General features: G+C 62.2%; 8 protein-coding genes. 3 read left to right on the plus strand and 5 right to left on the minus strand.

Annotation, left to right across the window (positions count from 1 at the left end; translation table 11 throughout):
* Positions 1–95 precede the first annotated feature (95 nt).
* Positions 96–1,739 (minus strand): DUF2334 domain-containing protein, encoded by a 1,644-nt coding sequence (locus G3N64_RS09230; protein WP_205783555.1) that lies wholly within the window; start codon positions 1,737–1,739, stop codon positions 96–98.
* 12 nt (positions 1,740–1,751) lie between these two features.
* Positions 1,752–2,057 carry a hypothetical protein gene (locus G3N64_RS09235; protein WP_241020858.1) on the minus strand — a complete coding sequence of 102 codons (306 nt, stop codon included), beginning with the start codon at positions 2,055–2,057 and terminating at the stop codon, positions 1,752–1,754.
* Positions 2,058–3,025: 968 nt separating this feature from the next.
* Between G3N64_RS09235 and G3N64_RS09240 the strand changes: the two genes are divergently transcribed.
* Both G3N64_RS09240 and G3N64_RS09245 read left to right on the plus strand, forming a co-directional pair.
* On the plus strand, positions 3,026–4,987 hold the full coding sequence (locus tag G3N64_RS09240; RefSeq protein ID WP_205783607.1) for a glycosyl transferase family protein: 1,962 nt from the start codon (positions 3,026–3,028) through the stop codon (positions 4,985–4,987).
* On the plus strand, positions 4,984–6,678 hold the full coding sequence (locus tag G3N64_RS09245; RefSeq protein WP_205783556.1) for a bacteriophage N4 adsorption protein A: 1,695 nt from the start codon (positions 4,984–4,986) through the stop codon (positions 6,676–6,678). Before G3N64_RS09240 ends, G3N64_RS09245 begins: the two co-directional genes overlap by 4 nt.
* Positions 6,679–6,718: 40 nt before the next feature.
* Here the strand turns inward: G3N64_RS09245 and G3N64_RS09250 are convergent, their stop codons facing one another.
* Both G3N64_RS09250 and G3N64_RS09255 read right to left on the minus strand, forming a co-directional pair.
* Positions 6,719–7,621, minus strand: a complete 903-nt coding sequence (locus G3N64_RS09250; protein ID WP_241020859.1) for a hypothetical protein — start codon at positions 7,619–7,621, stop codon at positions 6,719–6,721.
* A 500-nt stretch (positions 7,622–8,121) separates the two neighbouring features.
* Complete coding sequence (locus tag G3N64_RS09255) at positions 8,122–10,422, minus strand: NADP-dependent malic enzyme (RefSeq protein WP_205783558.1); 2,301 nt, start codon at positions 10,420–10,422, stop codon at positions 8,122–8,124.
* A 135-nt stretch (positions 10,423–10,557) separates the two neighbouring features.
* On the opposite strand from G3N64_RS09255, the gene G3N64_RS09260 reads away from it, so the two are divergent.
* The gene (locus G3N64_RS09260; RefSeq protein ID WP_205783559.1) at positions 10,558–11,529 is read left to right on the plus strand and encodes a LysR substrate-binding domain-containing protein; all 972 of its coding nucleotides are present in this window, start codon (positions 10,558–10,560) and stop codon (positions 11,527–11,529) included.
* A 91-nt stretch (positions 11,530–11,620) separates the two neighbouring features.
* Here the strand turns inward: G3N64_RS09260 and G3N64_RS09265 are convergent, their stop codons facing one another.
* Complete coding sequence (locus G3N64_RS09265) at positions 11,621–12,514, minus strand: hypothetical protein (RefSeq protein ID WP_241020860.1); 894 nt, start codon at positions 12,512–12,514, stop codon at positions 11,621–11,623.
* Positions 12,515–12,858 lie beyond the last annotated feature (344 nt).

Consider the following 12,858-nt stretch of genomic DNA (forward strand, 5'->3'; position numbering starts at 1 on the left):
CGGAAGCATGCCTGCGCGTCATCGTAGCCGATCGAACGCAAACGTGCGACCCGCGTTGCCAATGCGGGTCGCACGGGGCTGTCGCTACGCCTGCGTCACTTGGCCGTCGCGCCATCCACCCACTTGTAGCCGAGATTCGTGATGCCGGTGATCATGCTCTGGAAGTCCTGATACGCCGGCAATCCGAGATCGGGCTCGAGCCAGTACGGATGGAAGAAGAACGACGCGAAACCGTCCCGCACCGCCAGGCCATACTGGGCATTGGTCACGATTTGCTGCCACGTGTACGTGATGCACGAGAACGGGTCGACATTGCAGATGTTGTACTGCACGCTGCCCAGGTTCTCCGGGATGATCCGCTGCCCGTAGTAATCGGTGTTGATGATGTACGGGAAAAACTGCCCGGCCGAGAAGTCCTGGTTGGCGGCACCCGTTCCGATCTGCGGTTTGGCCGCGGTGTAGTACACGGCCCGCTGGAACGTGATCGGGAACGTGAGGGCTGTCGCCGACGATGCGGCCGGCGACATCTGGTACTGCGGCGCGGCCCAGCCGACGACCTTGTAGCCGTTGAGCGTGAACTCGAGCAGGCCATCGGCCATTCTGCCTTCCGCCCACGGGATGGAGTCCTCATCGACCGGACGGTTCTGCACCGCGTACCAGAACTCGTAGTCGCTGCCGCTGACCGCATTCAGCAGGTTCGGCGTCGAATCGTACTGGTGCGTATAGCCGTGCATCACGATCGAGCCGCCGCGCAAGAGCGCGTAATTCAGCGCTCTCTTGAGGCCCGTTGCCTGCGCCAGATGGATCGTCTCCGGCACGCCGCCGTTGTAATAGCCGTTCGGGTCCGTATACAACGGGATGGTGGCCATCGTGAACGGGATCTTCTTCGAGTACATGTAGTTCGTCAGCAGCTGCATTGCACTCGTGGTCGTATACGCGTCGAGATCCTCCAGGCGGACGAGCGCACGATGATTCACCGGTGCATTGGTCTGCAGGATGTCGTGCAGGATGTCGCATATCACCAGGTAGCGGTCCGTCGGCCCGATGTAGGAAAACGGCATGTCGGCGAAGTACCAGAAGTTGCCCGAGCGCATCACGTAGGGCGCGGTTGCGCCGCTCTTGCTGTTCTTGATGGTGACGAGCGCTTGCGCCTTGGTGGCATCGACGACCTGGGTCAGTCCGATATCCGGATCCGCACTGATGACGCCGGTCGACGCGTTGTAGGCGTAATACTTGACCATCGGCAGGTTCTTGTACGTGACCGTGTCGTAGAAGCCGGGATTCGGATTGCTCGACGAAGGCGTCGCGTTCATGCCGGCAAGGCCCACGAAGCTGAACCCGAAGGTCTGGTTGAACGTGAAGGCCGTGTTCCAGGCCAGTTGCCACAGGTTGTACTTGAACCAGACCACCGTCTTCTTGGTGGCCATCACGTCGCTCATGAACGCCGTCGGAATCGGGTTGTTGTAGTAGTCGCCGATATAGAACGTCACGTCATGGTTCCCGACCATGCCGGCCGTGTAGTTCTGGATCGGAACCAGATCGACCGTCGTATTGAAGTGACCCAGCAGGTTCCTCAGCATGATGCTGTACATCAGGCCCAGCTTCGAAAACGGGTCGTTGGCCGGGTTGTCGTACAGCACGAGCGTATGAGCAGTGGTGGTCTGCGCTTGAGCGGTGCCCGGCAATGTCATCTGCGCGAGTCCCGCAAGCAGCGCGATGACGAGCAAGATCTTTTTCATGGCCGTTTCTCCCTATTCACGTTCCACATTGCCATTGAGTTTCTTGACGGAATTCTTGCTGAACTTCGGGCGGCCCGTTTCCTTGTACGCCTTTTCCCAATCCTCGTCGGACATGCCTGCTTTCACGTTGACGTGAGCCGAGCCGTTCGGCAGCGGAGGCGGTTTGATCTGCGGGGCAGACGCATTGTTCGTCTGCTGCGCATTCACATCCTGAGCGCCGACGGCGAAGACCAGCGTGGCGACTATTGCAACGAGTGATCCCGCGGCGCTCAACCCGTTCCGAAAATATTGATTGCGATGCGAAGGCATGATTTTCATCCTTTGATATGCGAAATGAATTCGTCTCGTTAACGAAACGAGCACAACGAATCACCATCCGGAATCGGGGGCACTATGTCGTGGAGATTGGATTCGCGATTGAAACCAGACAAATAAATCCGGGAGGAGATGGTTTGATATTCAAGCTAGAACCGTACCATCCGTCTCAGACGGGCATAGCGCCAAGGGGGCGAAATTGGCGTGTCAACGCAGCTCGAAATTGTGTCGACAAAACGTTTCAGGCATGCAACGCGGCGGTGTCACGAATTTAATCGGACAAACGCACAAAACCCGTTCGTACGCTCCCCCTGGAAAACCTGATTGCGCCCCGCGCTTCGCAGATCACCAAACCGCGATCGCCGCGTGTGACACACATGCGCAACGATGCGCTGACGCGCCTGATTTTCGGGTTCAACGCCAATCCATCCGGCACGTGACCGCTGGAATCGCATGACGATTTCCCGAGGACGGCAGCCGGGGCCCGGCAGAGGGTCGGAAAACGATGTGTCATCCGGCCGATCGACCCCGTGTTTCAGCACTGAAACATTTGGCTCGGATTCGGCGCGCCGATCCTGCGCGGCGCGGCGCGACGCCTGTTAGCTCAAGGGTTGCGCAGCGATGGCGCACGACTTGCTAGATCAGCAGTGTGATGCGAAGTCGGTGCGCGGGGGCACTGCGCATGCATCGCGTGGAGAGCGGCTGCAGGCGCTGAAGAACGCAGGGATGGAGTCGGGCAAGCGGGAAACGGGCTGTCAAAAAAGTCATCCACTGAACACGTTGCATCGTTCGCGATGCGACGTGGCCACATCGAAAAAGCTCGCATGCTGGCAGCGCTATTTTCGAGCGGCAGGTGTTCGCGTGGCACACACCACGGAGTGGACGTGACGGGGGGCGACGAGGACGGGGAAAGTTTCGTCTTGTGTCGGTACGAGGTGACTCATCAATTAAAAGATAACAGCGCGGACAAAATGATGGATAACATGATTTGGAGTGCGTATTTATATGCACTTAACCTTGTCGCCATTGTGACCGCAATCGTCATCCTGGTGAGCACACTCGATGACCTCACACTGGATGCGTGCTATTGGTCCTTTGAAATCCGGCGCATCCTGCGCCGCGAAAAATCGCAAACGGTCGATATCGGCATGCTGCGCGCGCTGGAGGAGCGGCATCTGGCGCTGATGGTGCCGGCGTGGAAGGAATACGACGTGATCGCCAAGATGATCGAAAACACCTTGGCGACCCTCGAGTACGAGCGATACGTGATATTCGTCGGCACCTATCACAACGATGCCGAAACCACGGCCGAGGTCGAACGGATGGTCCGCCGGTATCCGGGCAGGGTCACGCGCGCGACGGTGATGAACGACGGGCCGACCTGCAAGGCGGACTGCCTGAACTGGATCGTCGAAGCCATCCTGCGCTACGAAGCGGTTCATCACATTCAGTTCGCGGGCGTCGTCATGCACGACTGCGAGGATGTCATTCATCCGGTCGAGCTCAAGTATCTCAACCACGCGGTTGCGGATAGCGACCTGGTCCAGCTTCCCGTGCTGTCCTTGCCGCGGAAATGGAACGAGTTCGTCGCCGGATGCTACCTGGACGACTTCAGCGAAACGCACCAGAAGGACGTGCCGGTGCGCGCCCGGCTGACCGGCGTCGTCCCGGGCGCGGGCGTGGCGTCGTGCTACAGCCGGCGCTCGATCGAAGCGGCGATGAAGGAGCGCAACGGCGCTCCGTTCAACACCAGTTCGCTGACCGAGGATTACGACTTCAGCTTCCGGTTGAGGGACCTGGGGATGAAGGAAACCTTTGCGTGCATTCCACTGACGGGGAGCACGCGCGATGCAGCGGAAAAGCGCGAACAGGGCGGCGTCGCCAATCGAAACCTGCTGGCCACGCGCGAGTATTTTCCGAAAACATTTCGTACCGCGTACCGTCAGCGCACGCGCTGGATCCTCGGCATTGCCTTTCAGGGCTGGGAGCAACTCGGCTGGAAAGGCAATCTTCTCACCCGGTACATGTTCTTCCACGATCGCAAGGGCATCGTGACATCGCTGTTTTCGGTCATTGCCTATGGCGTGCTGCTCAACTTCCTGTTGCTTGGCGCGCTCCAGCGAGCCGGCCATGTCATCCCGGATGGCACCCCGCTCGTCATGGCGGGCCAATGGGTCGCGCCGCTGCTGTGGATCAACACCGCGATGCTGTTTGCGCGCGCCGGGCAGCGTTTCCATTTCGTCAGCAAGCTGAATGGCCCGACCCAGGGGCTGCTCTCGATTCCGCGGATGTTCGTCAACAACCTGATCAATTTCTACGCGGTCTGCCGCGCGTGGCGTATCTATATCGGCCACCTGGTGACCGGCAAACCCATCGCCTGGGACAAGACCAGCCATACCTACCTGTCGAACGAAGCGCTCGGGAAAGTACGTCTGAAAGTCGGCGAGATCCTGGTCGGCTGGGGCGTGGTCACGCTGGAGCAATTGCAAGCGACCCTGGAGAAACAACTGACCTGCGGCACGCGACTGGGCGAACTGCTGGTCGAAGGCTGCGCGATCTCCGCCGAATCGCTGGCGGATGCGATCGCCGAGCAAGCCGAGCTGCCCCGGGTGAGCCTCGGCAACGTCGCGGTGGGCCACTTCGCGGATTCGCTGGCATTCGAGCTGCAGTACGCATATCGCGCCGTGCCGTTTTCGACCGCGGACGACGGCACGCTGAACATTGCGGTCGGACGGCCGCTCACGCCGGACGAACAGGACGTCGTGCGGCGCGGAGCCCGATCGAATGTTGCCTACTTCATCGCCTGCGATGCGGAGATTGCCGCCGAACTCTCCCGGCACTCGCGCTTCGTCGAAATCGCGCGCGCACGTGACGGCGACCCGGCGGCACAGCAGGGCGCTCCCGTGCAAAAACCATCGGGAGAACAGGCATGAAACGGACCAAACGCCCGATCGCAGCCGGCCTCAAGCGCTGCGTGCGGTTGAGCGCACTGGCGATCGCCGTGTCGCTGGCCTGGCAGGCGCCGGCATCCGCCGCCCAGCAACTGACGCCCAAAGCCTACAAGCTCGCCGACAGCGCGTACAAGGCGATCAATGCCGGCGACCTGCCCCTCGCGGAAGTGTATGCGTCGCGCGCCATCAAGATTCAGCCCGGAAGCGAACAGCTCGGGCTGCTGCTCGTCGACGTATACAGGCGGGAGGGAAAGGTCGACGAAGCGGACGCCATGATGGAATCGCTGATCGTTCGTTTTCCGAAGAGTGCGGCGGTACGCGCGCAGCATGGCTACCTGGCCCAGCGTCAGATGCGTTACGACGTGGCGTGCAGCGATTTCTCGGCCGCCGTCGCGACCGGGAAATGGAGCAAGGAACAGCAGCGCAACCTGCGTCTCGCGTGGGCGGACAGCGCGCTCGCGGCGAAACTCCCGCATGAAGCCGGCGTTGCGCTGGCGCCGCTGGCCGACGAAAAATCGGCCGTGGTCCAGGTGCGTATCGCGCAGATGAGCCTGCAGGCAGGTGACCGCGACACCGCGCTCCGCATGGCGGACCTCGCGGCCGGCGACGCAACGACCGAAGGCGAGCGCAACATGGCCGCGTCGATCGCGGCGCAGGCGCGGCAAGAAGATCAGTCCGCTCAGGCGCCGGTGGACAATACCGCGCAACAGAAATTGCAGGAGGCCTATGACCTCCTGCGCGACCACAAGGATCGCGAGGCGCTCGACGCATTTCAGGAGGGATTTTCCGGCGGTGCGGGCAATGCGATGAACTACGCGGACGCGGGCTACGCCGCCAAGCGGATCGGGCTGAACCAGGAGTCCATCGATCTGTTCGAGCACAGCCTCGACGCCGATGAAAACGAACACACCTTCGATGCGCAGCACAAGTTCGGCTATCGGCGCGAAGTCGAGCAGCTTCAGCGCAGCTGGGGTTTCGTGCTGAGCGCGCCGTACCAGTCGGCCGCGTTCGGTCCGCAAGGCACCATCAGCGTGTTGCAGCCGGGTATCGAAGTGTATTGGCAGCCGCCGAAGATCGGCTATCAGAACGGCCGCATCTTCCAGTTCTTCGTGCGCGGATACGGCACGGCCTACGACGGATCGGGCAACACGACCGGCATGCCGACCGTGCAGGGTTCGGTGGGCGCGCGCTACAAGCCGCTACCCGACCAGAACGTCGTGCTGACCGCCGAGCGGCTGTTCCATGTCGGCAGCCTGTCGATGACGGACTGGCTGATGCGCGTGGGCTATTCGTCGGAAGGCGGGACCGACCTGAGGGTCACTGAACCGAGCTGGCGCAGCTGGCAGGCGTATGTCGAAGGCGCTTACTTCATCAGCGCGGGGCGATACATCATTTATTCGGAGTTGCGTTACGGGCACACCTGGCGTTTGCCGATGATCAGCGATCGGCTGACCATCTACCCGCACGTCGCGGTGGCCGGCGATCACGACAATCGGCAGCCGGACAAGACGGCGATCGGTGCAGGGCCCGGCATCCAGTTTCGGTACTGGTTTCGCGAAGGCCGATACAGCGCACCGGCAAGCTATCTGGATGTCACGGTGCAATACCGGTTCGGCTTGACGTCAGCGGCACGCGCACGTGGTCTCGTGGTACGCGCGACATTGTGGTTCTAACCAGCGACGCTGACGCTTGCTCTTGAACGGCGCTGTTTGCTTAGTTGGGCGCCTTGAGCGGAAGGATCGTTTGACGCAACAACTGGAAGTACGAGCTCGTCGAATACGGGAGCATTTGCTCGGCGTAGTTCCACCAGAAGAATCCACCGATGAAACGCGGATCGGTATTGCTGTTGACCATCGGGTAGTACGTCTTGATCAGGTTCTGCTGCACCGACGCCGGCGCGGAGATGTCCGAGGTACCGATTTCGCCGAAGCCCACCTTCGCGTTCGGGAAGATGCTTTCCAGCGCCGCGAAGTCGTTCTTCCACGACGGGCTCAGCCCCGTGCAATCCTGATACGGGTAGTAGCTGAACAGCGCGTAGTCGGCCTGCTGGCGAACCGTCGACGACAGGAAGGCGGTCGGCCACGTCTTCCAGTAATCCTGCGGCTTCTCCCAGCAGTTGTTGCCCTTGCTGTCGTCGTTGTAGTACAGCGTGATGGCCGTCTTGCCGCCGTTCGATTTGACGATCTGGTTGGCTGCCGCAACCATCTGGCCGATCTGCTGCTCTTCCGAGTTGACCACGCTGTTCGTACCGCTCGGGTGATTACGCAGCCATTCGCCGTTGATTTCGTTGGCGATCTCCCAGACGTCGACGGTGTTCTTCAGCTGCGACACCAGTTCCTGCGTTCTTGCCTGATACGTGGCGAGCGTCGTCGGGAAATAGTAAGAATCGTAAATTTCGCCCATCACGTACGCGACTGCGTGCAGGCGCAGCAGCGGCGCGTAGTAGTCGGCGGCCGACATATCCGGATCGAACACCACCCGCACGGTAGGCTTGTACGGCAGGTTCTGCAGCGACGCGATGATCGCGTCCAGCTTGGTCAGGTCGTCGAGGGTCACGCCGTAGACCGGATTCTTCAGAGGTTCGACCTGAGCCTGGGCGGATTGGGACAAAGGCATGAGCCCGGCATAAGCAACGCATGCGGCGATGGCCGTGCGCGAAAGATTTTTCGTCAGTTTAATCAAAACTTTTTCCGTTCAAAAGTAAGAAGAAGCGCGATTTTAGACGAAAATAAAAGCTAATTATCGGACGATATCGAAAGTATCGAGCCCCAAAACATTGTTAGGATTGGTATCAATAGTGTGGGCTTCGGAGCGTCGTGGCGAGGCAATTGTTACGCGATACTGATTAAATCGATTGGATCGCAGCACCGGGGCGGGACGTCGGCGCAGGGAGGTGGCGGGTTTGTCTCAGGGTAAAGCCGAGGTCCGGTTGGCTGCAGGCAAACGATTGCCGACGTCCGAAGCCGGCCGTTGGCAACCTCGACGGACAAGCGCCGCTCCGTAACACGGGCGGGCAGCCACACCGGTTCACCGGCAACCGGAAGCGGAACCCGCCACATCCGGGTTTCCGCTACGCGGCGCCTTGCGAAGTCGCCACCGCCCCTTCCGTTGCCTGCTCAGGCAGACGCGTTGCGATTGGCTTCGATCACCGTCAACGCCGTCATGTTCACGATCCGCCGCACCGTCGAGCTCGACGTGAGAATGTTCACCGGCGCGTTGACGCCCAGCAGGAACGGCCCCACCGCCACGTTGCTGCCCGCCTCGGTCTTGAGCAGGTTGTACGCGATATTCCCTGCATCCACGTTCGGGCAAACGAGCAGGTTGGCAGCCCCCTTCAGCGGCGACATCGGCAGGAGCCTCGACCGCAGGCCTTCGTCGAGCGCACAGTCGCCGTGCATCTCGCCGTCCGCTTCGATATCCGGTGCCTGCTCCCGGACGATCTCCAGCGCCCGGCGCATCTTCACGCCCGACGCCGCACTCCCCGACCCGAAGTTCGACCGCGACAGCAACGCCGCCTTCGGCGTCAGGTTCAGCCATTCCATCTGACGAGCCGCAGCGATCGTGAATTCCGCGATCTGCTCCGCATCGGGATTGTCGTTGACGTGCGTATCCACCAGCGCGACCGTCCGCTGGTCGAGCAACAGGATGTTCATCGCCGCATAGGTCGACGCCCGCGGCTTCTTCCCGATCACTTCGTCGACGAACCGCAGGTGGTTGTGATACTCGCCGACCGTCCCGCAGATCATCCCGTCCGCGTCGCCGAGCCGCACCATCATTGCGCCGATCAGCGTCAGACGGCGGCGCATCTCGACCCGCGCCATCTCCTTCGAGATGCCATCCCGGCACCGCAGCTCCCAATACGTCGTCCAGTACTGCGGAAACCGCTCGTCATACTCGGGGTTCGTCACCTCCACATCCTGGCCGAGCCGGATCCGCAGGCCGAAACGCTCGATGCGCGCCAGCAGCACCTCCGGGCGCCCGACCAGGATCGGACGCGCCAGCTTCTCGTCGACGATCACCTGCACCGCGCGGAGCACGCGCTCGTCCTCGCCTTCGGTAAAGACGATCCGCGCCTTGCCGCCGTCGCGCACCAGCCGGCGCGCCGTCGCGAACAACGGCTTCATGAACGCGCCGGAATGGTAGACGAATTGCTGCAGTTGCTCGACGTACGCGTCGAGATCGGTCAGCGGGCGCTTCGCCACCCTGCCCTCCATCGCCGCCTTGGCCACGGCCGGCGCGATACGGACGATCAGGCGCGGGTCGAACGGCTTCGGAATCAGGTATTGCGCGCCGAACGCCACGTCGTACGCACCGTAGGCCGCCGCAACGACTTCGTTCTGCTCTTCCTCGGCCAGCCCGGCGATCGCGTGAACCGCCGCGATCTCCATTTCACGGGTGATCGTCGTCGCGCCCACGTCCAGCGCACCGCGGAAGATGTACGGGAAGCAGAGGACGTTGTTGACTTGGTTCGGATAGTCCGAGCGGCCCGTCGCGATGACGACGTCGTCGCGCGTCGCGTGCGCCAGTTCCGGGAAAATTTCCGGCGTGGGATTGGCCAGCGCGAGAATCAGCGGGCGCGGCGCCATCGCCTTCAGCATGTCGGCGGTCAGGATGCCGCCGACCGACAGGCCCAGGAACACGTCCGCGCCGCCGATGACTTCGGCCAGCTTGCGCGCATCGGTTTCCTGCGCAAAGCGCGACTTGGCCGGGTCCATCAGCACGGTGCGGCCGCGGTAGACCACGCCTTCGATGTCCGTCACCCAGACGTTTTCGACCGGCAGCCCGAGGTCGACCAGCAGGTCCAGGCAGGCCAGCGCGGCGGCCCCGGCCCCCGACGTCACGACCTTCACTTCCGAAATCGACTTCCCGACGACCTTCAGCCCGTTGATGAACGCGGCGGAGACGGTGATGGCGGTACCGTGCTGATCGTCGTGGAAGACGGGAATTTTCATGCGTTCGCGCAGCTTCTGCTCGACCGTGAAGCACTCGGGCGCCTTGATGTCCTCGAGGTTGATGCCGCCGAAGGTCGGCTCGAGACCGGCGATGATGTCGACCAGCTTGTCCGGATCGGTTTCGTTGATCTCGATGTCGAAGACGTCGATCCCCGCGAACTTCTTGAACAGGACGGCCTTGCCTTCCATGACCGGCTTGGACGCGAGCGGGCCGATGTTGCCCAGGCCCAGCACCGCCGTGCCGTTCGTGATCACGCCCACCAGGTTGCCGCGGCTCGTGAAACGGTGCGCCTGCAGCGGATCGGCGGCGATGGCTTCGCACACGCCCGCGACGCCCGGCGTGTAGGCCAGCGCGAGATCGCGCTGGGTCACGAGCGGCTTGCTGGCGACGACCGAGATCTTTCCCGGGGTCGGAAATTCGTGATAGTCGAAGGCTGCCTGCTGCTGTGTCTCAGTCTGTTTCATGTTTTCGATCCGGGCACGGGCGCCAGGCCAGTCCCGGCGCGATCCATGAAGAGGATTCTAGGGATCCGCCATAAGGTGATGATTCTGTTTTAATATCGGCTCATCACTTTTTCATGATGGGCACGTGACCAGTCAATGACTTTTGATGCAAACGACGTGGTCAGGCGGCTGGGCGCGCGTCTGAAGATGCGGCATCTGGTGCTGTTGCTGCAGATCCAGCAGCACGGATCGCTGACGCGCGTCGCGGAACACATGGCCAGCAGCCAGCCGGCCGTGACGAACGCGCTGTCCGAGCTGGAGAGCATGTTCGGCACGCCGCTCTTCGAGCGCTCGTCGCGCGGCATGCGGCCCACCGCGCTCGGCGCGGTCGTGCTCGAGCGGGCAAAGGCGATGATCAAGGATCTCGACCACCTCGCCCGCGAGATGGAAGCCGTCGCCGCCGGGCATGCGGCTCACCTGCACATCGGCGTGATTCCGTTCATTTCCGGCCAGATGCTGTCGGCGGCGCTCAAGCGGCTGCAAGCGCGCATGGAGCGGCGCCTGACGGTGACGATTCACGAAGGCACCAGCGATCAGCTCCTGTTGCAGCTCAGGGACCACAGCGTCGACATCGTGATCGGGCGCGCATCGTCGGCGATCGACCTGGGCCAGGTCTCCTTCGAAGTGCTGTACCAGCAGCAGCCACGCATGATCGCGAGCCGGCGCCTTGCCGCGAAACTGGCCCGCACCGCGCTGGACTGGCACAAGCTGCACGCGCTCGACTGGATTCTCGGTGCACCGCATACGCCGATGCGGGAACAGGTCACCGACCTGTTCCTGTCGGCCGGCATCGCGCCGCCCGTTCCGATCGTCGAGAGTTATTCATCCAAGCTGATCGGCGAAATGATCGCGTCGAGCGACGAGGCCGTATCGATCGTGCCGGCCGATATCGCGGAAGAACTGGTGCGGATCGCCGGGGTGGCGATCGTGCCTTACTCGCTGGTGTGGACGCTCCCACCCATCGCGCTGTTTACCCGCGCCGCCGATTCGCGCTCGCCGGCGCGGGATCTGCTCGTCGAGGCTTTGCGCGAGGTGTGCAGGGAGACTTACGGGGAAGTGCAGCGGTAGGGTTTCGTGCGCCGGTCTTGTGTTGAACGGTTCGCCGGGTCCGCTGAAGACGGTCATGCGTTTCGACGGATCCCGGGTACGCCCACGCGGGCTACTTGCTGGCCGCGAGGCGCCGCATGATTTCCGCACGCTCGGTAGTCAGCACATGGTCCGAGCCCTCGCCGCGGTCATAGCGTTTGGTCGTCCGGTAGGAAAACCGCTTCCTGTACTGGCTGGTGGCGGGATCGAACACCCACGCATCGACGTCGAACAAGTGCTTGCCGAAATGATCCTCGTTGTCGGCCCACACGAAGTCCGCCCGAACGAACACCGGATAGGGCGACACGTCCGGCACCTTCCACATCGCCCGGTCAGCCGACTCCGTCTGGGTGACTTCCGGCATCAGGTTCTCGATCTTGCCGTTCGCGCCATAACGCAAGATCGCCACGCGCTCCAGCATCCCGCTGCCGCCACCCGAGAACATTCCCGAGAAGAACACCCACGAGCCGCCCGACGCAATCGGCAACCGTTCGGATCGTGGATTCAGTCCGAACTGGTAAAACTCCTTCGGCGAATGGGGAAGCGGCGCAGGCGGCACCTGGAAGCACGGCGCACGGTCGGGAAGCACGCAGAGTTTCGCGCCGGATAGCGGGAGACCGTCGCTATCCGTCCGGCCCTCCGCCTGGGTGAAACGCGGGAATGCGAGTTCGCTGGAAACGGCTTGAGCCGCTGCGACGCCAACGACTGACATGCTCAGGATCACGCCGAGCGTTTTACAGAACCCGCGCATGCACCTGCCCCCTTCTCTCATGTTTTGATCGCCGCGAATTGTCGATGATCCGGCCGGTTCTGTCGAATGAGCGATTGCGGCCGGGCGATGCTTATCGGCCAGCCCCAATCCGACAGTGGCCAGAACCAGACGCCCGGGCGACGCGCCGATATGCAGCCCGTGGGCACGGCTCGCGATTTGATGTCGGTTCTTGAGTGCGCAAGTGACGCACTTCATTGGTGTCCGTCTTCGATGCGCTTGCGCAGGTCGCGGATCCGCCTGCCGGCAATGACTCGCGCCTTGCAACCGGTCGCGTGACCAGGCTCGCGGTGGAACCCTGCCTGCGTTCAGGTCGAAAGCGGGTAGACCGGCTTTTCGTACAGCGACCAGACTTCGCCGTCCGATTTCAATCCCACGCGGACAAAACCAAGCGATTCGTAGTACGCACACAGCCTCTCGTTCCGGACGGCACAATCGAGCCGAACCAGACGCCGGTTCAGGGTGCTCACCTTGCAAGCGCACCAGTCAAGCATGAAACACCTAGCCGCCGGAAAGGACGCCTACGGCGTCCGCGCTATCCT

Origin of the sequence: Burkholderia sp. Ac-20344 (genome assembly GCF_017104975.1) — a bacterium.
In the GTDB taxonomy this organism is placed as follows: Bacteria; Pseudomonadota; Gammaproteobacteria; order Burkholderiales; family Burkholderiaceae; genus Burkholderia.